This window comes from Burkholderia sp. ABCPW 14 (genome assembly GCF_001523835.1).
GTDB classification, from domain to species: Bacteria; Pseudomonadota; Gammaproteobacteria; order Burkholderiales; family Burkholderiaceae; genus Burkholderia; species Burkholderia mayonis.
Window position 1 is genome coordinate 20,054 of sequence record NZ_LOVS01000199.1, and the last position, 26,879, is coordinate 46,932.

At 66.1% G+C, this 26,879-nt stretch carries 20 protein-coding genes and 3 pseudogenes; 12 read left to right on the top strand and 11 right to left on the bottom strand.

Translation table 11 applies throughout. From position 1 onward, the window contains the following. Window positions 1–123: 123 nt before the first annotated feature. The 4 genes and pseudogenes from WS62_RS30160 to purN form a co-directional block, all read right to left on the bottom strand. On the bottom strand, window positions 124–1,320 hold the full coding sequence (locus WS62_RS30160; protein ID WP_066578873.1) for a DesA family fatty acid desaturase: 1,197 nt from the start codon (window positions 1,318–1,320) through the stop codon (window positions 124–126). A 241-nt stretch (window positions 1,321–1,561) separates the two neighbouring features. Beyond that, window positions 1,562–2,341 (bottom strand): annotated as a pseudogene (locus WS62_RS30165) (mechanosensitive ion channel family protein); the annotation flags it as partial. Window positions 2,342–2,519: 178 nt separating this feature from the next. Further along, on the bottom strand, window positions 2,520–3,782 hold the full coding sequence (locus WS62_RS30170; RefSeq protein ID WP_066578876.1) for an RsmB/NOP family class I SAM-dependent RNA methyltransferase: 1,263 nt from the start codon (window positions 3,780–3,782) through the stop codon (window positions 2,520–2,522). Next, window positions 3,779–4,441 (bottom strand): phosphoribosylglycinamide formyltransferase, encoded by a 663-nt coding sequence (purN, locus tag WS62_RS30175; protein ID WP_066578877.1) that lies wholly within the window; start codon window positions 4,439–4,441, stop codon window positions 3,779–3,781. Before purN ends, WS62_RS30170 begins: the two co-directional genes overlap by 4 nt. Window positions 4,442–4,564: 123 nt before the next feature. Here purN and WS62_RS30180 point away from each other — a divergent pair, with 123 nt between their 5' ends. The 5 genes from WS62_RS30180 to dut all read left to right on the top strand — a co-directional run bounded on the left by WS62_RS30180 (window position 4,565) and on the right by dut (window position 10,796). Continuing rightward, complete coding sequence (locus WS62_RS30180) at window positions 4,565–5,557, top strand: bifunctional riboflavin kinase/FAD synthetase (RefSeq protein WP_066578878.1); 993 nt, start codon at window positions 4,565–4,567, stop codon at window positions 5,555–5,557. Window positions 5,558–5,671: 114 nt separating this feature from the next. Beyond that, complete coding sequence (gene ileS / locus WS62_RS30185) at window positions 5,672–8,509, top strand: isoleucine--tRNA ligase (protein WP_066578886.1); 2,838 nt, start codon at window positions 5,672–5,674, stop codon at window positions 8,507–8,509. Next, a complete protein-coding gene (lspA, locus tag WS62_RS30190) occupies window positions 8,510–9,013 on the top strand; it encodes a signal peptidase II (protein ID WP_066578895.1) in 504 nt (167 codons plus the stop codon). It begins immediately after the preceding gene. 62 nt (window positions 9,014–9,075) lie between these two features. Beyond that, window positions 9,076–10,287 (top strand): bifunctional phosphopantothenoylcysteine decarboxylase/phosphopantothenate--cysteine ligase CoaBC, encoded by a 1,212-nt coding sequence (gene coaBC / locus WS62_RS30195; RefSeq protein WP_066578897.1) that lies wholly within the window; start codon window positions 9,076–9,078, stop codon window positions 10,285–10,287. A gap of 62 nt (window positions 10,288–10,349) precedes the next feature. Further along, the gene (gene dut / locus WS62_RS30200) at window positions 10,350–10,796 is read left to right on the top strand and encodes a dUTP diphosphatase (RefSeq protein WP_066493660.1); all 447 of its coding nucleotides are present in this window, start codon (window positions 10,350–10,352) and stop codon (window positions 10,794–10,796) included. Window positions 10,797–10,876: 80 nt separating this feature from the next. On the opposite strand, the gene WS62_RS30205 is transcribed toward dut, so the two are convergent. The 5 genes from WS62_RS30205 to clpS form a co-directional block, all read right to left on the bottom strand. Beyond that, on the bottom strand, window positions 10,877–11,662 hold the full coding sequence (locus WS62_RS30205) for a COG4705 family protein (protein ID WP_066578899.1): 786 nt from the start codon (window positions 11,660–11,662) through the stop codon (window positions 10,877–10,879). 154 nt (window positions 11,663–11,816) lie between these two features. Continuing rightward, window positions 11,817–12,569, bottom strand: coding sequence for a hypothetical protein (locus WS62_RS30210; protein WP_066578902.1), 753 nt, complete (start codon window positions 12,567–12,569; stop codon window positions 11,817–11,819). Between the two features lie 84 nt (window positions 12,570–12,653). Then, window positions 12,654–14,030, bottom strand: a complete 1,377-nt coding sequence (locus WS62_RS30215) for an amino acid permease (RefSeq protein WP_066578906.1) — start codon at window positions 14,028–14,030, stop codon at window positions 12,654–12,656. Between the two features lie 97 nt (window positions 14,031–14,127). Further along, window positions 14,128–16,428, bottom strand: a complete 2,301-nt coding sequence (clpA, locus tag WS62_RS30220; RefSeq protein ID WP_066578909.1) for an ATP-dependent Clp protease ATP-binding subunit ClpA — start codon at window positions 16,426–16,428, stop codon at window positions 14,128–14,130. Continuing rightward, window positions 16,425–16,739: an ATP-dependent Clp protease adapter ClpS gene (clpS, locus tag WS62_RS30225; protein ID WP_009892611.1), complete on the bottom strand. Its 315-nt coding sequence runs from the start codon at window positions 16,737–16,739 to the stop codon at window positions 16,425–16,427. The genes clpA and clpS overlap by 4 nt, the downstream gene beginning before the upstream one ends. Before the next feature lie 530 nt (window positions 16,740–17,269). Here clpS and WS62_RS30230 point away from each other — a divergent pair. Then, the gene (locus WS62_RS30230) at window positions 17,270–17,473 is read left to right on the top strand and encodes a cold-shock protein (RefSeq protein WP_004196460.1); all 204 of its coding nucleotides are present in this window, start codon (window positions 17,270–17,272) and stop codon (window positions 17,471–17,473) included. A gap of 126 nt (window positions 17,474–17,599) precedes the next feature. Here WS62_RS30230 and WS62_RS30235 read toward each other — a convergent pair whose 3' ends face one another. Both WS62_RS30235 and icd read right to left on the bottom strand, forming a co-directional pair. Then, window positions 17,600–19,186, bottom strand: a complete 1,587-nt coding sequence (locus WS62_RS30235; protein ID WP_066578912.1) for a multicopper oxidase family protein — start codon at window positions 19,184–19,186, stop codon at window positions 17,600–17,602. 167 nt (window positions 19,187–19,353) lie between these two features. Beyond that, window positions 19,354–20,613 (bottom strand): NADP-dependent isocitrate dehydrogenase, encoded by a 1,260-nt coding sequence (gene icd, locus WS62_RS30240; RefSeq protein WP_066578915.1) that lies wholly within the window; start codon window positions 20,611–20,613, stop codon window positions 19,354–19,356. 259 nt (window positions 20,614–20,872) lie between these two features. Here icd and WS62_RS30245 point away from each other — a divergent pair, with 259 nt between their 5' ends. The 6 genes and pseudogenes from WS62_RS30245 to WS62_RS38545 form a co-directional block, all read left to right on the top strand. Continuing rightward, complete coding sequence (locus tag WS62_RS30245) at window positions 20,873–21,451, top strand: pseudouridine synthase (RefSeq protein WP_066578918.1); 579 nt, start codon at window positions 20,873–20,875, stop codon at window positions 21,449–21,451. Window positions 21,452–21,714: 263 nt separating this feature from the next. Beyond that, the gene (locus WS62_RS35480; RefSeq protein ID WP_081463944.1) at window positions 21,715–21,930 is read left to right on the top strand and encodes a hypothetical protein; all 216 of its coding nucleotides are present in this window, start codon (window positions 21,715–21,717) and stop codon (window positions 21,928–21,930) included. Between the two features lie 187 nt (window positions 21,931–22,117). Next, a complete protein-coding gene (locus WS62_RS30250; RefSeq protein ID WP_066578934.1) occupies window positions 22,118–22,627 on the top strand; it encodes a DUF192 domain-containing protein in 510 nt (169 codons plus the stop codon). Between the two features lie 247 nt (window positions 22,628–22,874). After that, window positions 22,875–24,989, top strand: coding sequence for an elongation factor G (gene fusA / locus WS62_RS30255; protein WP_066578921.1), 2,115 nt, complete (start codon window positions 22,875–22,877; stop codon window positions 24,987–24,989). A gap of 180 nt (window positions 24,990–25,169) precedes the next feature. Then, a pseudogene (locus WS62_RS35485) lies at window positions 25,170–25,839 on the top strand (HoxN/HupN/NixA family nickel/cobalt transporter); the annotation flags it as partial. Window positions 25,840–26,126: 287 nt separating this feature from the next. After that, window positions 26,127–26,879, top strand: a pseudogene (locus WS62_RS38545) (hypothetical protein); the annotation flags it as partial.

The following is a 26,879-nucleotide window of genomic DNA, read 5'->3' on the forward strand; positions in this document are numbered from 1 at the left end:
TTCCGTACTAAGTTCAGCCCTGCTGATCGCCGCCGCGGAAAAACGGCCGGCCCAAAAGAAAAAACCCCGCCAGCGCGGGGTTTGTGACGTCCCGAAATTCTAATCGATTTCGGCTCGGGCGACTCAGGCGTAGCGGCGCAGGCGCGTCGCAAACTCTTGCAGCGCCTTGATGCCGCTTTGCTCGGCGCGATGGCACCAGTCCTGCAACTGCGCGAGCAACTGTTCGCGCGACGCATTCGAACGCTCCCAGATCGCGGCAAGTTCGGCGCGCAGCTGGAAGAACGTGTGCAGCTTCTGGCTGTTCGCGAAGATCTCCGGCAGCATCCGCTTCTGCGGCTCGTCGAGGCCCGCCTCGTCCTTGTGGAACCACTTGCGCGCGCCGCGCATCAGCTGGTACTTCTCGCGTGCGCCGAGCTCCTTCAGATGCGCGAGTTCCTGCTTGTACGCGCGCTTCAGCGTCTTCGCGTAGCGCGCCATCACCTCGTAGCGGTTCGACAGCACGGCCTGCAGCGTTTCCTGGTCGAGCACGGTCTTGCGCGCGGCGAGGCGCGGCGTCGGCGCGATCTTCTTCACCTTCGCGAGCCCGAACGCCGACATGATCCGGATGTACATCCAGCCGATGTCGAACTCGTACCACTTGTTCGACAGCTTCGCCGACGTCGCGAACGTATGGTGGTTGTTGTGCAGTTCCTCGCCGCCGATCACGATGCCCCACGGAAACAGGTTCGTGCTCGCGTCGGCCGCGTTGAAATTGCGATAGCCCCAGAAGTGGCCGAGACCGTTGACGACGCCCGCCGCCCAGAACGGAATCCACACCATCTGGACCGCCCACACGGTGAGGCCGACCAGGCCGAACAGCGCGACGTCGATCACCATCATCACGCTCACGCCGAGAATCGGATACTTCGAGTAGAGGTTGCGCTCGAGCCAGTCGTTCGGCGTGCCGTGGCTGTACTTGCGCATCGTCTCTTCGTTCTTCGCTTCCGCGCGATACAGCTCGGCGCCTTCGAGCAGCACCTTCCAGATGCCGCGCGTCTGCGGGCTGTGCGGATCTTCCTCGGTCTCGCACTTCGCGTGATGCTTACGGTGGATCGCCGCCCACTGGCCCGTCAGCATGCCCGTCGTCATCCACAGCCAGAAGCGGAAGAAGTGGCTCATGATCGGATGCAGATCGAGCGCCCGGTGCGCCTGGCAGCGGTGCAGATAGACGGTCACGCCGACGATCGTCACGTGCGTGACGGCCAGCGTGAACAGCACGATCTGCCACCACGTGAAGCGCAGAAGCCCGTTGGCAAAGAAATCGAGCAGGGAATTCAACAAGGCAGTTACCTGTGCAAGTAGTAAGGACGCCGGCTCAAATAACCTGCGTCAAGAAAATGAAAGCATACCGCGTAGTAGGACGGGATTTTACTTCATCCGTTCCAAGTCTTTGTAAAAAATGAATATTTCTTGCGGCAGTGCAATACGCGCGCGGGTGTTTTCGGGCTAAGGGGGCGCGACAGCGCCCCGCCCCCGCTATGCGTCCTGCCGCGTCCGCTCGGCCGCGAAGCCGTTTGCGCCGGCCCGCAGGCGCGATGCCGTGCGGCAGCCCGGTCACGCGAACTTCGCGCTGCGGAAACGGGATCGAAATCCCGTGTGCGACAAAAAGCCGCCAGATGTTCCGGTTGATTGCCGAGCGCACGCCCGCCGTTCCCTTCGCCGCGTCGGCAATCCAGAAACCGAGTTCGAGATCGATGCCGTCCGCGCCGAAACCGACGAGATACGGCGTCGGCGCCGGCTCCTCGAGCACGCGCTCGGCGCCCCGCACCGCCTCGACGAGCAACGACATCGCGTGCTCGACGTCCGACGTGTACGCCACCTGCACCGCGACCTTCGCATGACCGCGCGTCAGGTACGACGACTGGTTCTGCACGACGTGGTGATCAGCTTCTCGTTCGGAATCAGCGTCTCGTTGCCGTCAAGGCCGCGCACGCCGTGTAGCGCGTGCGGATCGGCGTGACGACGCCCTGCAGGCCGCCGGCGTCGATCGCATCGCCGAGCCTGAGCGACCGGTCGAGCAGGATGATGAAGCCCGACACGTAATTGCTCGCGATCTTCTGCAGGCCGATGCCAAGCCCGACGCGGAGCGCGCCGCCGAACACGCCGAACACGCCGAGCACCGTCACGCCGATCCCGACGAGCGACAGGCCGATCAGCACCGCCGCGAAGATGAGGAGCGTGCGGCCGACGCGCGCGAGCACGCCCCGCACGTTCGCATCGAGCGAGCGCGCATCAGCCGCTCCTCGAGCACCGAGCCGAGCCACGTCGCGACGACGAGCGTCACGCAGACCCACAGCGCGCCCAGCCCGGGCGGGCGGCGCGCGTCGATCTGGCCGCGAAAACGCGCGACGAGCCACGCGAGCCGCGAGCGAGCCGAGGAACGCGACCGCCTGCCCGATCATCGCCGGCTGGCCGAAGTCGTGGGCGACAGCCGCGAGCCGCCGGGTCAGGTGATTCGTGACCATCCGCGAATCCGCTCGTTATTGCACGCGCCGTTCGAGGACCGCGGCGAAGAAACCGTCGGTTGCATGGCGGTGCGGCCAGAGCGACAGGTAGTCGCCCGTGTCGAGCGTGATCCGTTGCTCGGCGAGCAAGTGGTTCGCCGGCACGAGCGCGAACTCCGGATGCGCGGCGAGGAATGCGGACACAATCGCCTCGTTCTCCGCTTCGAGCACGCTGCAGGTCGCGTAGACGAGCCGCCCGCCCTTCTTTACGAGGCGCGCGGCGCTCGCGAGGATCGACGCCTGCTTCGGAGCGAGTTCGGCGACCGACTCGCGCGACTGGCGCCACTTCAGATCCGGATTGCGGCGCAGCGTGCCGAGGCCGCTGCACGGCGCGTCGACGAGCACGCGATCGATCTTGCCCGCAAGCCGCTTGATCTTCGCGTCGTGCTCGCTGTCGATCAGCACCGGGTTCACGTTCGACAGCCCGCTGCGCGCGAGGCGCGGCTTCAGCTTCGCGAGGCGCTTCTCGGACACGTCGAACGCATACAGGCGGCCCGTCGAGCGCATCATCGCGCCGAGCGCGAGCGTCTTGCCGCCCGCGCCGGCGCAGAAATCGACGACCATCTCGCCGCGCCGCGGCGCGACGAGCGAGCACAGCAGCTGGCTGCCCTCGTCCTGGACTTCGATCTGCCCCTCTTCGAACAGCTTGAGCTTCGTGAGCGCCGGCTTGCCGACGACGCGCACGCCGAACGGCGCGAACGGCGTCGCGCCCGCGTCGACGCCCGCCGCGCGCAGGCCGTCGATGACCTGGTCGCGCGTCGCCTTCAGCGCGTTCACGCGCAGGTCGAGCGGCGCCGGATAATTGACCGCGGCGGCGAACTGCGCGAGGTCATCCGCGCTGACACGCTCGGCAAGCGCCTGATGAATCCAGTCAGGCAGGTTCGTGCGCACGCGCAGCGGCAGGCTCGCCGGATCGATCTTCGCGACGTGGTCGAGCCACGCCCACTCGGCGTCCGACACGAACGGCTTGAGCGCCGAGCGGCCGGCCGTCTGCATCAGGCCGAGCAGCGCGAGGCGCCGTGCCGGCGCGCCCGTGCCGCTCTCGGCGAGGTGAGCATATTCCATCTTCCGCCGCAACACCGCGAACACCGCCTCGGCGATCACGCCGCGCTCGGCGTGGCCGAGCTTCGGATGCGCGCGGAAGAAGCGGCTCGTCGTGACGTCGGCCGGGCCGACGAATTTCAGGACCTCGGCGAGCAGCGCCTCGGTCTGGCCAATCAGGAAACCGTGCAGCTTCATACGCCCTCGCTCGTCGATGTGTCGATTGCATCCGTGAACAGCCAGCGCGCCTCGTCGGGCGCGACGACCGCGCGCCCCGCTTCGAGGCGCAGCTTCCCTTCGACAAACCAGCGCACCGCGCGCGGATACAGCGCGTGCTCGGCAGCGAGCACGCGCGTAGCGAGCGCGGCGGCGTCGTCGCCCGCGACGACGGGCACGGCCGCTTGAGCCACGATCGCGCCGCTGTCGAGCTCCGGAATCACGAAGTGGACGGATGCGCCGTGCAGCGCGACGCCCGCGTCGAGCGCCTGCTGATGCGTATGGATGCCCTTGAAGCTCGGCAGCAGCGACGGATGGATGTTGAGCATCCGGCCCTCATATCTGGCGACGAAAGCCGGCGTGAGTATGCGCATGAAGCCGGCGAGCACGATGAGATCGGGGCTGAAACGGTCGATCTCGGTGGCGAGCGCCGCGTCGAAGCTGTCGCGGCCGTCGAATGCGCGATGGTCGACCACGGCGGTCGCGATGCCGTGCGACGCCGCGAATTCAAGGCCCGCGGCGCCCGGCCGGTTGGAAATCACAGCGGCGACCTCGGCAGGCCAGCCCTCGCGCGCGCAAGCGCGTACGATGGCCTCCATGTTGCTGCCGCGGCCGGAAATCAGGATGACGAGTTTTTTCATCCGCGGATTTTACCATTCGGCCCCGCCGTTTCCGGCACCCTGAGCCGCCCGGCCGCCCGAGCGTTTATAATCTTTTGCTTTGCGGCATCCGGCCGCTCATTCCCCACGCTGCCATCCGCTATCGTGAAAGTCTTTCGCGGCCTGCCCAACGCCGAAAGCCGCGCCCCGTGCGCGCTGACGATCGGCAACTTCGACGGTGTCCATCGCGGCCACCAGGCCCTGCTCGCGCGCGTGCGCGCGGCGGCGGATGCGCGCGGGCTGCCCGTGTGCGTGATGACGTTCGAGCCGCACCCGCGCGAATTCTTCAATCCGGCCGGCGCGCCGCCGCGGATCGCGATGCTGCGCGACAAGCTCGAGGCGCTGCGCGAGCACGGCGTCGACCGCGTGGTCGTCGAGCACTTCAACCACACGTTCGCGAGCCAGTCGCCCGAGGCGTTCGTCGAGCGCACGCTCGTCCACGGGTTGCACACGCGCTGGGTCATGGTCGGCGACGACTTCTGCTACGGCGCGAAGCGCGCGGGCGATTTCGCGTCGCTGAAGGCGGCGGGCGAGCGCCACGGTTTCGAGGTCGAGCAGATGGAAACGCTCGCCGACGCCGACGGCGCGCGGATCTCGAGCTCCGGCGTGCGCGCCGCGCTCGCGGCGGGCGATCTCGACGCGGCCGCGCGCGCGCTCGGCCACGGCTACGCGATCAGCGGCCACGTCGCGCACGGGCTCAAACTCGGCCGCGACCTCGGCTTCCCGACGCTGAACCTGCCGATCGCGCACAAGCGCCCGGCGCTGTCCGGCATCTTCGTCGTCCACGTGCACGGCATCGGGCCCGAGCCGCTGCCGGGCGTCGCGAGCTTGGGTGTGCGGCCGACCATCGACGATTCGGGCCGCGTGCTGCTCGAAGTGCATCTGCTCGACTGGCACGGCGACGCGTATGGCAAACTCGTTCGCGTCGAATTCCTGAAGAAGCTGCGCGACGAGGCGAAATTCGTCGATCTCGAAACGCTCGCGCGCGCGATCGCGCAGGACGTCGTCGACACGCGCGCGTACTTCGCCGCGCACGGCCGCGCGCCGGGCAGCCGCGCGACCGGTTTCGCGACGTCGGCCACCGACCGAATTAGCTGATCGACGCTGGGCCCGCGCCGGGCGACGCCGTCCGCCGCGCCACCCGAGGTCCGCGCCGCGCCTCTCCGATTTCACGACGCACGAGCGTCCCCAAGATTCCATAGCGATCCCGACATGAGCAACAAAAAAGCCGATTCGAAACCGCAGGCCAAGTATCCGGTCAACCTGCTCGACACGCCGTTCCCGATGCGCGGCGACCTCCCGAAGCGCGAGCCGCAATGGGTGAAGGACTGGGAGGCCCGCGGCGTCTACGACAAGATCCGCGCAGCGAGCCAGGGCCGCCCGAAGTTCGTCCTGCATGACGGCCCGCCGTACGCGAACGGCGACATCCACCTGGGCCACGCGGTCAACAAGATCCTGAAGGACATGGTCGTGAAATCGCGCAACATGGCGGGCTTCGACGCGCCGTACGTGCCCGGCTGGGACTGCCACGGGATGCCGATCGAGATCCAGATCGAAAAGCAGTTCGGCAAGTCGCTGCCCGCCGCCCAGGTGATGGAGAAGGCGCGCACGTACGCGACCGAGCAGATCGAGAAGCAGAGGGCGGGCTTCAAGCGCCTGGGCGTGCTCGGCGACTGGGGCAATCCGTACAAGACGATGAACTTCCAGAACGAGGCGGAAGAAATCCGCGCGCTCGGCAAGATCATCGAGAAGGGCTACGTGTACCGCGGCCTGAAGCCCGTGAACTGGTGCTTCGATTGCGGCTCGGCGCTCGCCGAAGCGGAAGTCGAATACAAGGACCGCACCGATCCGACAATCGACGTGCTGTTCGCGTTCGCGGAGCCGGAGAAGACCGCGCAGGCGTTCGGCCTGCCCGCACTGCCGCGCGCCGAAGGCGGGATCGTGATCTGGACCACGACGCCCTGGACCATTCCGGCGAACCAGGCGCTCAACCTCCATCCGGAAATCGTCTACGCGCTCGTCGACACGCAGCGCGGCCTCCTCATCATCGCGGAGGAACGCGTCGAAGCGTGCATGAAGGACTTCGACCTGACGGGCAACGTGATCGCGACGACGCGCGGCGACAAGCTCGCGAACCTGCGCTTCCATCACCCGCTCGCCGCCGCGCATCCGGGCTACAAGCGCACTGCGCCCGTCTATCTCGGCGACTACGTGACGACCGACACCGGCACGGGCATCGTCCACTCGTCGCCCGCGTACGGCGTCGAGGACTTCGTCTCCTGCAAGTCACACGGCATGACCGATTCGGACATCATCAACCCGGTGATGGGCGACGGCCGCTACATCGAATCGCTGCCGCTCTTCGGCGGCCTCACGATCTGGGACGCGAATCCGAAGATCGTCGACGCGCTGAAGGCGGCGGGCTCGCTGCTGCGCAACGAGCACTACTCGCACAGCTACATGCACTGCTGGCGCCACAAGACGCCGATCATCTATCGCGCGACGTCGCAATGGTTCGCCGGCATGGACACGCAGCCAAAGGACGGCGGCCGCACGCTGCGCGAGACCGCGCTCGACGCGGTCGACGCGACCGCGTTCTATCCGTCGTGGGGCAAGCAGCGCCTGCACAGCATGATCGCGAACCGTCCGGACTGGACGCTGTCGCGCCAGCGCCAATGGGGCGTGCCGATGGCGTTCTTCGTCCACAAGGAAACGGGCGAGCTGCATCCTCGCACGCTCGCGCTGCTCGAAGAAGTCGCGAAGCGCGTCGAGCAGGCGGGCATCGAGGCGTGGCAGACGCTCGATCCGCGCGAGCTGATCGGCGACGACGCGAACCTCTATGAAAAGAACCGCGACACGCTCGACGTGTGGTTCGACTCGGGCACGACGCACTGGCACGTGCTGCGCGGCTCGCACAAGGATCAACTGCAGTTCCCGGCCGACCTGTACCTCGAAGGCTCGGACCAGCACCGCGGCTGGTTCCACTCGTCGCTCCTGACCGCGTCGATGCTCGACGGCCGCGCGCCGTACAAGAGCCTCCTCACGCACGGCTTCACGGTCGACGGCGAAGGCCGCAAGATGAGCAAGTCGCTCGGCAACGGGATCGATCCGCACGAAGTCGCGAACCGCCTCGGCGCGGAAATCATCCGCCTGTGGATCGCATCGACCGATTATTCGGGCGAGCTCGCGATCTCCGAGGAGATTCTCAAGCGCGTGACGGAAGGCTATCGCCGGATTCGCAACACGCTGCGCTTCCTGCTCGCGAACCTGTCGGACTTCGATTACGCGAAGGACGCGCTGCCCGCGAGCGAATGGCTCGAGATCGACCGCTATGCGGTCGCGTTCGCCGCGCAACTGCAGACCGAGCTGCTCGCGCACTACGAGAAGTACGAGTTCCACCCGGTCGTCGCGAAGCTGCAGACGTTCTGCTCGGAAGACCTGGGCGGCTTCTATCTCGACGTGCTGAAGGATCGTCTGTACACGAGCGCGCCGGCGTCGAGCGCGCGCCGCTCCGCGCAGACGGCGCTCTACCACGTGACGCAGGGCCTCCTGCGCGTGCTCGCGCCGTTCCTGTCGTTCACGGCCGAGGAAGCGTGGCGCGTGTTCCGGCCGCAAAGCGACACGATCTTCACCGAAACCTACTACGCGTATCCGGAAGTCGCCGACGCCGACGCGCTCGTCGCGAAATGGTCGCTGCTGCGCGACGTGCGCGGCAGCGTAACGAAGGCGCTCGAGGAAGCGCGCACCGAGAACCGCATCGGCTCGTCGCTGCAGGCGCAAGTCGAAGTGCGCGCGTCGGGCGCGCGCTACGACGCGCTCGCGAGCCTCGGCGACGATCTGAAGTTCGTGCTGATCACGTCGGCGGCGAAGGTCGCGAAGGTCGATGCGGAAGCGGACGAAGGCGTCGACGTCGCGACGTCGAAGTACCCGAAGTGCGAGCGCTGCTGGCACTACCGCGAAGACGTCGGCGCGCACGCCGATCATCCGACGCTCTGCGGCCGCTGCTTCTCCAACCTGTTCGAAAACGGCGAAACCCGGAGCGCTGCATAAATGGCGAAGAGCACCCTGTCGAAATCCTCGGGCGGCGCGCTCGCGCCGTGGCTCGGCATCTCGCTGATCGTGATCCTGTTCGATCAACTGACGAAGATCGCCGTGCTGAAGACGTTCGCGTACGGCGTCATGCATCAGTTGACGCCGTTCTTCAACCTGACGCTGATCTACAACCGCGGCGCGGCGTTCGGCTTCCTCGCGACCGCGGGCGGCTGGCAGCGCTGGGCGTTCACGGCGCTCGGCGTCGGCGCGACGCTCGTGATCTGCTACCTGCTGAAGCGCCATGGCCACCAGCGCCTCTTCAGCCTGTCGCTCGCGCTGATCCTCGGCGGCGCGCTCGGCAACGTGATCGACCGCCTGCTGTACGGCCACGTGATCGACTTCCTCGACTTCCACGTCGGCGCGTGGCACTGGCCCGCCTTCAATCTCGCCGACTCCGCGATCACGGTGGGCGCGGTGCTCCTCATCTACGACGAACTGCGCCGCGTGCGCGGCGCACGCTGAGCGCATACACTTCGCGCAGGGGCTGGCGCGCGGCCGGCCCCACGTGCTTTCGGAGACCTCAGTTGGCACACGCAGAACTCGCAGGAAAACACCTCGTCGTCGGCCTCACGGGCGGCATCGCCTGCTACAAGATCGCCGAGCTCACGCGTCTTCTGACGAAGGCGGGCGCGACCGTGCAGGTCGTGATGACCGACGCCGCGACGCAATTCATCACCCCCGTCACGATGCAGGCGCTGTCCGGCCGCCCCGTCTACACGAGCCAGTGGGATGCGCGGATGCCGAACAACATGGCGCACATCGATCTATCGCGCGAAGCCGACGCGATCGTGATCGCGCCCGCGTCGACCGATTTCCTCGCGAAGCTCGCGCACGGTTTCGCCGACGATCTGCTGTCGACGCTGTGCATCGCGCGCGACTGCCCGCTTCTCGTCGTGCCCGCGATGAACCGCCAGATGTGGCAGAACCCGGCGACGCAGCGCAACGTCGCGCAATTGCGCCACGACGGCGTTGCGGTGCTCGGCCCCGATTCGGGCGCGCAGGCATGCGGCGAAGTCGGCGACGGCCGGATGCTCGAGCCGGAGGCGATCTACGAAGCGATCGTGTCGCACTTCCAGCCGAAGGTGTTCGCGCACCGCCGCGTGCTGATCACCGCGGGTCCGACGTTCGAGCCGCTCGATCCGGTCCGCGGGCTCACCAACCGCTCGAGCGGCAAGATGGGCTTCGCGATCGCGCGCGCCGCGCAGCAGGCGGGCGCCGACGTGCATCTCGTCGCGGGCCCCGTCCATCTGCCGACGCCGTGGGGCGTGTACCGCGAAGACGTGCAGACCGCGCAGCAGATGTACGACGCGGTGCTGAACGCGGTGCCGGACGCCGACGTATTCATCGCGGTCGCCGCGGTCGCCGACTGGCGCGCCGCGCAGCCCGCCGAGCACAAGATCAAGAAGACCGCCGACCACAAGATGCCCACGCTCACGTTCGTCGAGAATCCTGACATCCTCGCGACCGTCGCGGCGCGGCCCGATGCGCCCTATTGCGTCGGCTTCGCGGCGGAGAGCGGCGATCTCGACGTGCACGGCGAGGAAAAGCGCGTACGCAAGAACGTGCCCCTCCTGATCGGCAATCTCGGCCCGCTGACGTTCGGCCTCGACGACAACGAAGTCGTGCTGTTCGAAGCGAGCGGCACGACGCGCCTGCCGCGCGCCGACAAGATGACGCTCGCGCACGCGCTCGTCGCCGAAATCGCGAAGCGGCTGCCCGACACGAGCCTCATCTGACGCACCGCCGCGGCCGCCTCGCGCGTCCGCGCCTCTCAACCACCGTCACCGATTTTCGCCGCATGAAACTCGATCTCAAGATTCTCGACGCGCGTGTGCGCGACTACCTGCCCAAATACGCGACGACCGGCAGCGCGGGCCTCGATTTGCGCGCGTGCCTCGACGCGCCCGTCACGCTGAAGCCGGGCGACACGGCGCTCGTGCCGACCGGCCTCGCGATCCATCTCGCCGATCCCGGCTACGCGGCGCTGATCCTGCCGCGCTCGGGCCTCGGCCACAAGCATGGGATCGTCCTCGGCAACCTGGTCGGCCTCATTGATTCGGACTACCAGGGCGAGCTGATGATCTCGACGTGGAATCGCGGCCAGACCGAATTCGTGCTGAATCCGTTCGAGCGCCTCGCGCAACTCGTGATCGTGCCGGTCGTGCAGGCGACGTTCAATCTCGTCGACGACTTCGCGCAAAGCGAGCGCGGCGCGGGCGGCTTCGGCAGCACCGGCCGCGGCTGAGCCCAAGCGACAAAACGCGTGCGGGGCCCAACCGACCCCACACGCGCTTCCGTTCCCGCCTCTTGCCGTTACGCCGGCGCTCACTCCTCGAGCGCCGGCTGCTTCCAGCCGAGCTGCGGCTGCTCTCCTTCTTGCTTCGCCCGTTTCGCTTCGGCGAACATCGCATAGATCACGAGCGCGATCAGCACGCCCGCGAGAATCGCCGACGAACCGACGGTGCCAAACCCGAGGCCGCCCTTCGCGACGGGCTTCGTCAGCAGATCGCCGACCGTCGCGCCGAACGGCCGCGTCAGCACGAACGCCGCCCAGAACAGGAACACCTTCGACACGTTCGTCAGGTACGCGACGAGCACGATCACCGCGAGCAAGCCGCCGATCAGGAACGCGCCGCCCGCGAAGCCGAGGCCCGAGCTGTCGGCGAGGAAGTCGCCGAGCGCGGTGCCGAGCGTGTTCGAGAACAGAATCGCGATCCAGTAGAGGAGCTCGACCTTGCGCGTGCGGATCTCGGTGACCGCGAGCGATTCGCCCTGCAGCCGCCACACGGCGAAGATCGTCAGCAGGATCGCGACGAGAATGCCGGAGCCGGCCGCATAGCCGAGACCGAGCGTGCGGTCCATGAAGTCGGACATCGTCGTGCCGGCGGTGCTCGTCGCGACGATCACCGCCCAGTAGATCGCCGGGCGGTAGCGCGTCGTCGCGAGCTGTGCGGCGAGCGTGACGATGAAGAACGAGAACAGGATCAGCGAGCTGTACGCATAGCCGACATTGAGCGTCATCGACAGCAGATCGCCGCCGGTTTCGCCGAGCGTCGTCGCGCAGATCTTCATCACCCAGAACGCGAGCGTAATCGCAGGGAGCTTGTTCATGCGAGCCTCTCGAAGGAATTCGGAATAGACCAATCGCCGCAGCGCGGCACGAGACTCGAATATTAGAGAACGGCCGCTTAAGAGAGCGTTAACCCGCATGCGCGGCTTGCGGACATCGGCCGATTCGCATGTTGGCGCACACCGGTGGTGCACGCTATCGCTGTCTGCGCAGGATTGCCTCTGGATTCACGCCATGGATGAAACAATCCCGCGCGGTCACGACGAGATAGTCGTCGAGACGCCGCACGCCGAGATCGCATACGCCGCCCGACGCTTGCGCGCGCGACAGCGTCGCTTCGACGTCCGACACGGGCCGCATTCGCAGCAGCATCTCGACACGCGCCTGCGCGCCGCCCCCCATGAACGAATAGCTGACGCGATCGCCGTGCACGATCAGCCTGCGTGCGCCCTCGCTGCTGCGCCAGCGGCCGTCCCAGCCGGGCGCGCGCGTGGGCGTGCGGACCGGCTGCAAGTGCGAGCGCACGAGCCATCCGGACGTCGCGACACCCGCGCGGTCGATGTACGTCGCGTGCACCATGCCGTCCAGCCACATGTCGCCGTCCGCCGATTCGCTGACGACCACCTCGCCGCCCTTCGCGACGTAGCGGCCGCTGTTCTTGAAGCGGAACGACACACCTTCGGCGTCCGATTCGCGCGTGAAGAACGGGGACTTCGGCGCTTGCACGCTCGCGAGCCACGGCGTCGTGTCGAGGAGCGGCACGGTCCCGCCGCTCGAAGTCGCGCGCAAGGTCGACCCGAACGCGGCCGCGAACGGGCAAGCGAACGCGACACCGACGAGCGCGCTCAACGCGACGCGCCTCACCGCGCGCACGAGCGCTCCCGCGCTCGCGTCCGCCGTCGCGCGTTCGGCATCGGTCGCTTCGCCGGTCTTCTTCGTCATCGTCATTCTGTCTCTCGTCAGAAGTGCCGCCCCGAATTCGGCGCCGTCACGACGACGCCGCGCCCCGGCTTCGCGCTCGTCGCGCTGCAGCTAGCCGGCGTGCCGCGCGCGGTAATGCAGCCGATACGCGAGCGTCAGCAGCACGATGAACGCAATGCCGACCATCATCGTCATTCTGAACTCGCGCGTAAATGCCGTCGTCACGAGCACCGCGCCGACGAGCGCCGCGCCGAGCAGACTGCCGACCGGATGCAGCCACATCCTGAACGCGGGCGTCGGACCGCGATAGCGCGCGCGAAAGAAGAGATGCGTGACGAAAATCATCAGCCACGTGAACAGCGCGCCGAACATCGCGATCGCCATCAGCAGCGTGAACGCGGTCTCCGGATACAGCGCGACCAGCACGGCCGCGACCGCGACGCCGCTCGACGACACGACGAGCGCCGCGAGCGGCACGCCGTTCGCGCCGATGCGCCCGAAAAGCGCGGGCGCGAGCCCCGCGCGAGACAGGCTGAACATCATCCGCGTCGTCACGTAGAGTTGGCTGTTCATCGCGGAGAGCGCCGCGATGAGCACGACGAAGTTGATGACGCCCGCCGCGTACGGCACGTGCGTCGCGGCCATCACCTTGACGAACGGGCTTTCGTCGGTGCCGGCCTGCGTCCACGGCACGATCGCGAGCATCAGCGACAGCGTGAGCAGATAGAACAGCACGAGACGGAGCACGGTCGACCGAAACGCTTGCGACACCGCGCGCTGCGGATCGCGCGCCTCGCCCGCCGCGATCGCGACGGTTTCGATGCTCATGTAGCTGAAGATCGCGACGATCACCGCGACCCACGCGCCCGAGAAACCCTTCGGAAAGAAGCCGCCGTGCGCCGCGTAGTTCGCGAAACCGATGCCGGACGAAGCCGGCGCAGTCGAGACAAAGTACGCGCCGAGCCCGATGAACGCGACGATCGCGGTGATCTTCAGCAGCGAGAACACGTATTCGACGACGCCGTAGAGCGTGACGCTCGCCATGTTCACCGCGATCAGCACGGCGGAAAACCCGATGACCCAGTACCAGCCGGGCACGGCCGGATACCAGTACTTCATGAAGACGGCGATCGCGCTCACTTCGGTGCCGACCGCGAACACGACCGCCGACCAGTACGCATAGCGGACGAGAAACCCGGCGAGCGGGCTGACATAATGCTCGGCATACGCGCCGAACGAGCCCGACGTCGGATGCGCGACCGTCATTTCCGCCAGCGCGCCCATCAGCAGCAGCGCGATCAGCGCGCCGATCGCGTAGGACACCAGCACGCCCGGCCCCGCGAGCCCGATCGCGAAGCCGCTGCCCAGAAAGAGACCCGTCCCGATCGCGCCCCCGATCGCGATCATCGCCATCTGCCCCGACGAGAGCCCGCGCCGCAGACCCTTCTCGCGTTCGACGATCGAGTCGAACGTTCGTTGTTGCGTCAAACCAAACTCCTGCTTTCGTATTTTTTATCTGCTGCAAACAAAACGAAACGGCGCGGGAGACTTCCCGCGCCGTTCGTTTGAAGCGTTCAACCAGCGGTTATTCGACTTCCACCGTCTCTTCGTTGGGCTTGCTGGGCGGCGTCGCCGTCTTGTCGAACGACAGTTGCACCTTGTCGTTCTCGTCGACGTCGACCGTCACGTGACCGCCGTTGACGAGCTTGCCGAACAGCAGCTCGTCGGCGAGCGCGCGCCGGATCGTGTCCTGGATCAGCCGCTGCATCGGCCGCGCGCCCATCAACGGGTCGAAACCGTGCTTCGCGAGATGCTTGCGCAACACATCGGTGAAGAGGGCGTCGACCTTCTTCTCGTGCAGTTGCTCCTCGAGTTGGATCAGGAACTTGTCGACCACCCGCATGATGATTTCCTCATCGAGCGAACGGAAGCTGATCGTCGCATCGAGCCGGTTGCGGAACTCGGGCGTGAAGAGGCGCTTGATGTCCGCCATCTCGTCGCCGACTTCGCGACGCGTCGTGAAGCCGATCGTCGCCTTCTGCATCGACTCCGCGCCCGCATTCGTCGTCATGATGATGATGACGTTGCGGAAGTCCGCCTTGCGGCCGTTGTTGTCGGTCAGCGTGCCGTGATCCATCACCTGCAGCAGCACGTTGAAGATGTCCGGATGCGCCTTCTCGATTTCGTCGAGCAGCAGCACGCAATGCGGCTTCTTCGTGACGGCCTCGGTGAGGAGCCCGCCCTGGTCGAATCCGACGTAGCCCGGCGGCGCGCCGATCAGGCGGCTCACCGCATGACGCTCCATGTACTCCGACATGTCGAAGCGGATCAGCTCGATGCCGAGCGTGAACGCGAGCTGCCGCGCCACTTCGGTCTTGCCGACGCCCGTCGGGCCGGAGAACAGGAACGCGCCGATCGGCTTGTCGAGCTTGCCGAGGCCCGCGCGCGCCATCTTGATCGCGGCTGCGAGCGCGTCGATCGCCGGATCCTGGCCGAACACGACGCTCTTCAGATCGCGGTCGAGCGTCTGCAGCTTGCTGCGGTCGTCCTGCGACACGCTCTGCGGCGGAACGCGCGCGATCTTCGAGATGATTTCCTCGATCTCGCTCTTGCCGATCGTCTTCTTCTGCTTCGACTTTGGCAGCACGCGCTGCGCGGCGCCCGCTTCGTCGATCACGTCGATCGCCTTGTCGGGCAGATGACGGTCGGTGATGAAGCGCGCCGACAGCTCGGCGGCCGCCGACAGCGCGCCCGACGAATACTTGACGCCGTGATGCTCCTCGAAGCGCGACTTCAGGCCGCGCAGGATCGCAACCGTCTGCTCGACGGTCGGCTCCGTCACATCGATCTTCTGGAAGCGCCGCGACAGCGCCGCATCCTTTTCGAAGATCCCCCGATACTCGGTGAACGTCGTCGCGCCGATGCACTTGAGCGTGCCCGACGACAGCGCCGGCTTCAGCAGGTTCGACGCGTCGAGCGTACCGCCCGATGCGGCGCCCGCGCCGATCAGCGTATGGATCTCGTCGATGAAGAGGATCGCGTGCGGACGCTCCTTCAGCTCCTTGAGCACCGTCTTCAGACGCTGCTCGAAGTCGCCGCGATACTTCGTGCCCGCAAGCAGCGCGCCCATGTCGAGCGAATACACCTGCGCGTTCGCGAGAATGTCCGGCACCTCGCCGCGCGTGATGCGATACGCGAGGCCCTCGGCGATCGCCGTCTTGCCGACGCCCGCCTCGCCGACGAGGAGCGGATTGTTCTTGCGGCGGCGGCAAAGCACCTGCACGACGCGCTCAACCTCGGACTCGCGCCCGATGAGCGGATCGATGCGGCCGTCCTTCGCCATCTGGTTCAGATTCTGCGTGAACTGCGCGAGCGGCGTTTCCTTCTGCGTGCTCGCGTCGTCGGCTTCCGCGCTCGCATCGGCCGGCTTCGCGGACTCGCTGCTGCTCGTCTTCGCGATGCCGTGCGAGATGAAGTTGACGACGTCGAGGCGTGTCACGCCCTGCTGCTGCAGATAGTAGACCGCGTGTGAATCCTTCTCGCCGAAGATGGCGACGAGCACGTTCGCGCCCGTGACTTCCTTCTTGCCGTTCGACGTCGACTGCACGTGCATGATCGCGCGCTGGATCACGCGCTGAAAACCGAGCGTCGGCTGCGTGTCGACGTCGTCGGTGCCGGGTACGGTCGGCGTGTTGTCGTGGATGAAATTGCGCAGGTTCTGACGCAGGTCCTCGATGTTTGCAGCGCACGCGCGCAACACTTCGGCTGCCGTCGGATTATCCAGCAGCGCCAACAAGAGATGCTCGACCGTAATGAACTCATGCCGCGCCTGGCGCGCTTCCATGAACGCCATGTGCAGGCTGACTTCCAATTCCTGGGCAATCATGCTTCCTCCATCACGCACTGCAGCGGATGCCCGGCCTGCCGCGCATGGGTAACGACTTGCTCGACTTTGGTCGACGCGATGTCTCGCGTATAGACCCCACAAACCCCCCGCCCTTCGCGATGCACCTTCAACATAATCTGTGTGGCCGTTTCGCGATCTTTCTTGAAATACTCCTGCACGATCATCACGACGAATTCCATTGGCGTGAAGTCGTCGTTCAGGAGCACCACCTTGTACATCGAAGGCGGCTTGAGCTTCTGCTCCTTGCGTTCCAGGACGGTGCTGTCCTGCTTGTCCGGGATAATCGCCATACACCCATTCTAAACAACTCGGACAGGCCCGCAATCCTGTCATTAACCGACTGACCAGCCGGCGCCCTCCCCGGCTCCCCCACGTGCGGCAGCGTCCCTTTCACGTCGAACGGGAGCCGGCTGCGGGGCCGGCTCCCGTTCGACGTGCAAGCATGCGGCGTGCCGCCCGCGCATTGTGCATGGATCGAGTATCCCACAACGCGGACAACCTCGAACGCGCGTCACTCAAGCCTGCTATGTGCGACGATTATGCGACTTTTCAAGCCGCCTCGCTCGCTCCGATGCTGCGAAGCAAAGCCGGATAAACCCTGAAAATGGGTTCTTTACAACGTCCCCGTATACGTCTAAAAATTTTCTTGACACTCTATTAAAGAGCGCCAACAATCAAGCTGGCACTTTTTTCAATTTGTCTTTGACAATCGAAAGAGGCCGAGGTGAGCTTGTGAGGGGGGAACGGCTGCGTATGCCGGTCGTTTAGCTTTTCGAGCGTGCTCGTTGTAAGTAGCGACTGTGTGACAGGGGAAGTAGGTATGGCAACTGGTATTGTCAAATGGTTCAATGACGCGAAGGGCTTCGGCTTCATCACGCCCGACGAAGGCGGCGAAGATCTGTTTGCACATTTCTCGGCGATCAACATGCAGGGCTTCAAGACCCTGAAAGAAGGCCAAAAGGTCAGCTTCGAGGTTGTGCAGGGCCCGAAGGGTAAGCAGGCGTCGAACATCCAAGCTGCTTGAGGGCCGTCTGGATCAGGAATAGAAAACCCGGCTTCCAGCCGGGTTTTTTTTCGCCTGCTCGTCGAGCGTCGCGAACTGCGGCAAGCCGAGTGTGCGCTCGGTCGCCGAACTCGGCTGCAACGCATTTCAAACGACTTTCAGCGTTCCCATCATCCCGAGATCCTCGTGCTCGAGGATGTGGCAATGGAACATCCGCTCACCGCGCTCCGTCTGCGTCGTGAGAATCCGCACTTGCTCGCCCTTGCGAACGTTCACCGTGTCCCGCCATGCGCGATAGGGCTCCGGCGTCTTCTTCCCCGCCGTCTCGCGCTCGACCACCTGGAACTGCGTGCCGTGCAAATGAAATGGATGATCCATGTCGGTTTCGTTACGAATCGTCCACGACTCGACATCACCGTGTCGGCTTGTCAACGTCGCACGATGCGGCTCGAACGTCGCGCCGTTCACCATGAAGCGCATGCCGGCCGGTCGGCCGTGCGCGCCCGTGCGCATCATCGCGTCCATGTCCATCTGCTCGCCGAACACGACTTCCTTGCGCGCGACGGGCTCGCCAAGCACGGGCACCGCACGCAGCCGCTCGGGCAGCACGCGCGGCGCGGCGGGCTCGAACGCGATGTCGGCAAGCGGCTGCGCGGGATCGGGCGGCAGGCCGCCATGCCCGGCATCCGACATCGACATCTTGCCGCGATCGTATTCGAGTGCAGTCAGCACCGCGTGCGACGCCTTATCGCCCGCGCGCACGACGAGTTCGGCGCGCTCGCCCGGCGCGAGCAGCAGCGACGTCACGTCGCGCGGCGCATCGAACAGCCCGCCGTCGGTGCCGACGTGCGCGAACGATCGCCCGTCATCGAACGCGATGTGCAGATAGCGCGCGCTGCACGCGTTCCACATGCGCCAGCGCTCGTCGCCGGTGAGTGAAATGCGCGGCCGGCGCGCACCGTTGACGAGCACGAACTGGCCTTGGCGGCCGTTCATCCAATCCATCATGTCGTTCGATGCAATCGTGCCGTCGCGTGCAAGCTTGAGATCGGAGACGAACAGATGCCGCTCGGGCCAGCCAGCCAGCGGATCGTCGGCCGCTCGCACGACGAACGGCCCCGCGAGTCCGCGAAACACCTGCTCGGCCGTCATCATGTGCGGATGCGGGTGATACCAGTACGTACCCGCGCTCCCCTTCGGCAGCGTGAACCGATAGACGCGCGTCGCGCCCGGCGCGACGAGTTCGGACGGATTGCCGTCCTGGTTGGGCGGCACGGGCAGCCCGTGCCAGTGGATCGTCGACGGCTGCGACAGGCGATTGACGAAGCGGATCTCGACCATATCGCCTTCGCGCACGTCGATGAGCGGACCGACAGCCGGCCCCTGCGCGCCCGCGCCGAATTGCCAGAACGTCGTCGGCGCGGCGCCCGGCAGCAGCGCACGCGCGACGGGCTGCGCGGTGAGCGTCGCGCGGAATACGCCCGGCTCGCGGCTCTCGTTCGCGAGCACGCGCAGCGCGGAAAGCGGCGCGCCCGCGGGCAGCGCGTCGGCGGCCGCGAGCGCGGGCGGCGTAAGCTTGCCGTGCCGCGCGCGGGCGGGCGCGGGCTTCATGTCCGGCATGTCGTCCATCCCTTCCATGCCATCCATCGCGCGGCCCGCGGCGAACGCGCCGCGCGCGAAGAGCGACGCGACGGCCGCCGCCAGCGCGCTCGAAAGAAAATGTCTGCGCAACATCGATCGACTCCTGTGTCGCTGAAACGGAGCTTGCGACGATACACCAGTCCGGATGCGCGCCGCTCACTGCTTTCGGTCGCTGCGCGCACGCGTCGCACCAAAACGAAACACCCCGGCGGGCACGAAGCCCGCCGGGGTGTCGTTCGACATCGGCCGAGCCGACGCGCTTACTGCATGTTTTCGATCAGCACCTGGCCGAAGCCCGAGCACGACACTTGCGTCGCGCCTTCCATCAGGCGCGCGAAGTCGTACGTGACGCGCTTGTGCAGGATCGATTTTTCCATCGCGGCGATGATGACGTCGGCCGCTTCGGTCCAGCCGAGGTGGCGCAGCATCATTTCGGCCGACAGGATTTCCGAACCCGGGTTCACGTAGTCCTTGCCCGCGTACTTCGGCGCCGTGCCGTGCGTCGCTTCGAACATCGCGACCGAATCCGACAGGTTCGCGCCCGGCGCGATGCCGATGCCGCCGACTTGCGCGGCGAGCGCATCGGAGATGTAGTCGCCGTTCAGGTTCAGCGTCGCGATCACGTCGTACTCGGCCGGACGCAGCAGGATCTGCTGCAGGAACGCGTCGGCGATCGAATCCTTGATGACGATCTCGTTACCCGTCTTCGGGTTCTTCACGCGCATCCACGGGCCGCCGTCGATCAGCTCGCCGCCGAACTCCTTCTGCGCGAGCGCGTAGCCGGCGTCACGGAACAGGCCTTCCGTGAACTTCATGATGTTGCCCTTGTGCACCAGCGTGACCGACTTGCGGTCGTTGTCGATCGCGTACTGGATCGCCTTGCGCACGAGACGCTCGGTGCCTTCCGTCGACACGGGCTTGACGCCGATCCCCGAGGTTTCCGGGAAGCGGATCTTCTTCACGCCCATCTCGTCCTGCAGGAACTTGATGACCTTCTTCGCCTGCTCCGAGCCGGCCGCCCATTCGATGCCCGCGTAGATGTCTTCCGAGTTCTCGCGGAAGATCACCATGTCGATCTTTTGCGGCTCGCGCACCGGCGACGGCACGCCCTTGAAGTACTGCACGGGGCGCAGGCAGACGTACAGGTCGAGCTCCTGGCGCAGCGCGACGTTCAGCGAGCGGATGCCGCCGCCGACCGGGGTCGTGAGCGGCCCCTTGATCGACACGACGTATTCCTTCAGCACCTGCAGCGTCTCTTCCGGCAGCCACACGTCCGGACCGTAGACCTTCGTCGCCTTCTCGCCGGCGTAGATCTCCATCCAGTGGATCTTCTTCTTGCCGGCGTACGCCTTCTCGACCGCCGCGTCGACGACCTTGACCATCACGGGGGTGATGTCGAAGCCCGTGCCATCGCCTTCGATGTAAGGAATGATCGGCTGATCGGAAACGTTGAGCGAGAAATCCTTGTTGACGGTGATCTTGTCACCGCCTTCCGGAACCTTGATGTGCTGATACGGCATGATCGACTCCAGTGATATGGCTGGGCTGGTGGGTATCTGGTTTTGCGCGGTCGGGCGGCGGCGCCTGCCCTGCGCCGGCAACAGCGAGCCGCTATTCTAGCGCTCCCGCGGCGCAAGGCGGCGCGAACCTGGCGTGTCGGCCCCGCACAAGTCTTATATAAGACAAAAGACTTGCCGTTCCGTATTATGCATTAAGATTCCGCCATTTGCCATAGAACGCGGCCCGCGTTGCGCCGCCCGCCACCCGCGAGCCTTGCCCATGCACCTCATCGCTCTCAACAAGCCGTTCGGCACGATCTGCCAGTTCTCCACGCACGAAACCCGCGGGTCGCTCGGCGACTGGGTGAAGACACCCGGCGTCTATCCGGCGGGCCGCCTCGACGCCGACAGCGAGGGGCTCCTCCTCCTCACCGACGACGGCGCGCTGCAGGCGAAGATCGCCGAGCCGCGTCACAAGCTCGTCAAGCGCTACTGGGCGCAGGTCGAGGGCGCGCCGGACGCGGGCGCGCTCGCGACGCTCGAGCGCGGCATCGACCTCGGCGACTACGTAACCCGCCCGTGCCGCGCGCGCTTCGTCACGCCGCCCGACACGCTCTGGCCGCGCAACCCGCCGATCCGCTACCGCGCGGCGATCCCGACGACCTGGATCGAACTCGAGATCGCCGAGGGCAAGAATCGCCAGGTGCGGCGGATGACCGCATCGGTCGGCTTCCCTACGCTGCGCCTCATCCGAGTCGGCATCGGCGCGCTCGACCTGTTCGCGCTCGGCCTCGCGCCCGGCGAAACTCGCGAGTTGCCGCCGCGCGCGCCGTGGGAGCGCGCAAAGCGGCCCGGATGACATTTCGGTGACGCGCGAAACCGTGCGTCAACCGACTGCGAACCCGACGCGTTAAACGACGCAGATGCCACTTCCAGCTATCCGGCATTGGCAGCCGAACCGCAGGTCCGTCGTTCGAGCAACGACCCGCCGCGGACAGGCCGCCCGCAGCGCGGCGAGATTTTTCTCGACGCGCCTGTCAACCGAAAGGTGGATGGCACGTTAGACGACATGACTCCTATGCCGGGTCATTTGGTTAATTAACTAAAGCTGAGGAACACAACATGAACAAACTGATCGCCGCTCTGGTCGCTGGTCTCTTCGCAACGGCTGCTTTCGCGCAAGCTTCGGCTCCGGCCGCCGCTTCGGCTCCGGCTGAGAAGGCTGAAGCTGCTTCGGCACCGGCTAAGAAGGCGCACAAGAAGCACGCACACAAGAAGCATGCGAAGAAGGCGAAGGAAGCCAGCGCCGCTGAAGCCCCGGCTGCTGCTTCGAACTAAGTAAGCAATTTGTAAGACGCAGTTAAGAACACGTTGTTGCCGTTCTGACGGCGTTGCAAGGCAGATCACCGCGAGGCGATCTGCCTTTTCTTTTTGTTTGCCCGCTTCGCGCTGCGCGCCCGATCCGCGCGCCACGCCGCGCTTCGCGTACCATGCGGGTCTCGAATTCCCGACAGGAGCCCTTGCCGTGCGATCTTCCCCGCGCTCTTCGCTCGCCCGTCTCGCGCGAGCCGCCGTCTTTCCGGTCGCGCTCGCGCTCGCCGCGGGCGGCATGCACGCCGCATTTGCGCAAACCGCGCAACTGCCGCCCGGCGCGAAGCAGCCGAGCGAATTCCCGCGCGTCAAGCTGCGCGCCGGCATGTACGTGATCGATGCGGCCGTCGCCGCGAACGACGCCGATCGCGAGCAAGGTCTCATGTACCGCTCGCAGCTCGCGCCGAACGAAGGCATGCTGTTCGTGTTCAACGAGAACGCCGTGCATTGCTTCTGGATGAAGAACACGCTGATCCCGCTGTCGATCGCGTTCGTCCGCGCGGACGGCACGATCACCGACATCGACGAAATGAAGGCCGAGACGACCGACAACCACTGCCCGCGCAACAACGGCGTCTACGCGCTCGAGATGAGCCGCGGCTGGTTCACTTCGAAGGGCATCAAGCCGGGGATGAAGATCGACGGGCTGCCGAAGCCGCAGTGACGCCGGCGGCCGATGCGCGCCGCTCGTCACCGCCCGAAAGCCGGCCGCGCGCCGGCTTTTTTGCGCGCGCCGTCTTCATGCGCGGGCGGCGCGGACCGGTGCGTCGCCGACGGCAAAGACTTGATTGCCGATACATCGCCCGCATCTGCAAAAGCCTCGAGCAAGCGCTATGCTTTAAGTCTCGAAAGAGCGACGGGCCGGCCGCACCGGCCGGCCCGCTTCCGTCCAGAACCATCAGGAGGTTCACGTGCCCCGCAAAACCCCCATCGAGCGCTATCGCAACATCGGTATCAGCGCTCACATCGATGCCGGAAAAACCACGACGACCGAGCGCATCCTCTTCTATACCGGCGTGAGCCACAAGATCGGCGAGGTTCACGACGGCGCGGCCACGATGGACTGGATGGAGCAGGAGCAGGAGCGCGGCATCACGATCACGTCCGCGGCGACGACGGCGTTCTGGAAAGGCATGGCCGGCAATTATCCGGAGCATCGGATCAACATCATCGACACGCCGGGCCACGTCGACTTCACGATCGAAGTCGAGCGCTCGATGCGTGTGCTCGACGGTGCGTGCATGGTCTACGACTCGGTCGGCGGCGTGCAGCCGCAATCCGAAACCGTGTGGCGCCAGGCGAACAAGTACAAGGTGCCGCGGATCGCGTTCGTCAACAAGATGGACCGCGTCGGCGCGGATTTCTTCCGCGTGCAGCGGCAGATCGGCGAGCGCCTGAAGGGCGTCGCGGTGCCGATCCAGATTCCGATCGGCGCGGAAGAGCACTTCCAGGGCGTCGTCGACCTCGTGAAGATGAAAGCGATCATCTGGGACGACGACAGCCAGGGGGTCAAGTTCACGTACGAAGAGATCCCCGAGAACCTGCGCGCGAGCGCCGAGGAATGGCGCGACAAGATGGTCGAGGCGGCCGCCGAGGCAAGCGAGGAACTGCTCGAAAAATACCTGACCGACCATCACTCGCTGACCGAGGACGAGATCAAGGCCGCGCTGCGCAAGCGCACGATCGCCAACGAGATCGTGCCGATGCTCTGCGGCAGCGCGTTCAAGAACAAGGGCGTGCAGGCGATGCTCGACGCCGTGATCGACTACCTGCCGTCGCCCGCCGACGTGCCCGCGATCATGGGCCACGACCTCGACGACAAGGAAGCGGAACGCCATCCGAACGACGACGAGCCGTTCTCCGCGCTCGCATTCAAGATCATGACCGACCCGTTCGTCGGCCAGCTGATCTTCTTCCGCGTCTATTCGGGCGTCGTCGAATCGGGCGACACGGTGCTGAACCCGACAAAGGACAAGAAGGAACGGCTCGGCCGCATCCTGCAGATGCACGCGAACGAGCGCAAGGAAATCAAGGAGGTGCGCGCGGGCGACATCGCGGCCGCGGTCGGCCTGAAGGAGGCGACGACGGGCGACACGCTGTGCGACCCGGCGAAGCCGATCATCCTCGAGAAGATGGAATTTCCCGAGCCGGTGATCTCGCAGGCGGTCGAGCCGAAGACGAAGGCCGACCAGGAGAAGATGGGCCTCGCGCTCAATCGCCTCGCGCAGGAAGATCCGTCGTTCCGCGTGCAGACCGACGAGGAATCCGGACAGACGATCATCTCCGGGATGGGCGAACTGCACCTCGAGATCATTGTCGACCGGATGAGGCGCGAGTTCGGCGTCGAGGCGACGGTCGGCAAGCCGCAGGTCGCGTATCGCGAGACGGTGCGCACCGCCGCGGAGGACGTCGAGGGCAAGTTCGTCAAGCAGTCGGGCGGCCGCGGCCAGTACGGCCATGCGGTCATCAAGCTCGAGCCGAATCCGGGCAAGGGCTATGAGTTCCTCGACGAAATCAAGGGCGGCGTGATTCCGCGCGAGTTCATCCCGGCCGTCGACAAGGGCATCCAGGAAACGCTGAAGAGCGGCGTGCTCGCCGGCTACCCGGTCGTCGACGTGAAGGTGCACCTGACGTTCGGCTCGTATCACGACGTCGACTCGAACGAAAACGCGTTCCGGATGGCCGGCTCGATGGCGTTCAAGGAAGCGATGCGCCGCGCGAAGCCGGTGCTGCTCGAACCGATGATGGCGGTCGAAGTCGAGACGCCCGAGGACTTCATGGGCAACGTGATGGGCGATCTGTCGAGCCGGCGCGGCATCGTGCAGGGGATGGAGGACATCGCGGGCGGCGGCGGCAAGCTCGTGCGCGCCGAGGTGCCGCTCGCCGAGATGTTCGGCTATTCGACGTCGCTGCGCTCGGCGACGCAGGGTCGCGCCACGTACACGATGGAGTTCAAGCACTACGCGGAAACGCCCAACAACGTGTCGGAAGCCGTCATCAACGCGAAGCAGGTCGCGCGCAGGTAAGAAGTCAGCGCTCGGGGCCGCGCTGCGCGGCACGGCGCGACATGCGGCGCGGCCCGCGAATGACGAGCCCGTCCGGAAACGGACGGGCTTTTTTTACGGCACGCACCGCCCGGGCATCGACGAGATCACGGTGACGCTTCATGGCCACCGCCTCGTGACGACCGCCGTCGCCGTCGCCGCGCCACGCTCGGCGTCGCGCTGAGCGCGTCCGCGCTGCGCGACCGTTTCGACACGTTTCGCGACATCGGCGGCACGCTCGGCACTGCGGTGTCCGCAACGTTCCTGCTCGTGCTGGCAGGCGTGAGCCTCGCGATCCTGCGCGATGTGTGGCGGCGCAACCGCCGCGCGCCGGACGGTGCAAACACGGACGCCACGCATGCGCACCGGCCGGCTTCTTCGCGCGCTTGGTGCGTCCGCTGTGCCGGTTCGTCTCGACGAGCCGGCACGTGCATCCGGTCGGCGTGCCGTTTGGCTCAGTTTCAATTCTGTAACCGAAATCGGTCTGCTTGCGATCACCGCTACGCAGGCGAGTCGAGGCCTGCCGCGCTTCGGGATTCTGCTGCTTCCCACGCTGTTCATGGCTGGGATGACGCTGATCGACTCGACGGACGACGTGCTGATGATCCGCACATACGGCTGGGCGATGGACGATCTGCAGCGCAAGCTCCTTGACAACGCGAGCATCACGTTCGTGTCCACGCCGGTCGCACCCGAGACGGGCGGCATCGAGTCGGTCGGCCAGCGGTTCGGCGCGATCGGATTTGCGATTGCCGCACCGTTCCTGGCCGGCTGGATCGCATCGATCCCCTTCCATCGCTGGCAGCGTGCGGCCGACGCGCCGACGCGCTGATTTTCCTCCTGACGTTTCATTTCAGAAACAAAACAGCTTCACCGATGTTTCAGCGCCGCGCTCGCAAAGCGCTCATGCCTTGCGCAATGGGCGTGAGCGGCCGATGGCACGGTTATCGCAGAGAGGGGCTCGCACGGCGGGCCCGCGTGCCGATCGACATTGCCGGCTGGTCACGCACCAGTCCGGATGAAATCGGCCACTGAAACAACGACGCATCTTTGGGCCCCTGGGCAACACACGCATAAAGCGGCGCGGCGACAGGGACTGCGCGCTTCGGGAGACCCATGATGCACAAGACGAAACAGCTGTTCCGCGCGGCGGGACGATGCTATCGCGCGACCTTGCTGGCGGCAGCGGCAACCGCATTCGCTCACTTCTGCGGCTCGTATGCGGTCGCGCAAGAGACCCTGCCCCCAGGGCCGAGCGCCGTGCAGTCGCACGACGAAGCGCCATTCTCCGCGCCGTTGCAAGCGGTGCAGAAAGCGATGCCGGCCGGCAGGCCCGATGTATCCGCCAATACGGGCGTCACGATGCTGCTCGCGGAGCTGGCGTCGCCCTGTTCCGCCGACCCCGTGGCGTGCGGATCCATGCTTCATCTCGCCGACGGCGTGGGGGGCAACGGCGAGAGCGGAATCGGAAGCAGCGGCAGCCCGGGCAACGGCCGTGGAAGCGGTAGCGACGGAAACAACGGGGATGGCGCCGTCGGGCCCGCGGGCATCGGAGTCGGCGGGACGACAGGTTCGACCTCCGGCGGCACGACCGGCACGGGTAGCGGCCGCGGCAACTCCACGGGCAATGCATCGGGCATCGGTAACTCCGGCGGCGGAACGTCGGGTAGTAGTGCGTCAGGTGGCGGCGCTTCGGGTGGCGGTGCTTCGGGTGGCGGTGCTTCGGGTGGCGGTGCTTCGGGTGGCGGTGCTTCGGGTGGCGGTGCTTCGGGTGGCGGTGCTTCGGGTGGCGGTGCTTCGGGCGGCGGTGCTTCGGGTGGCGGTGCTTCGGGTGGCGGTGGCTGTGGTGGCGGCGGCGCGGGTGCGGGCGGT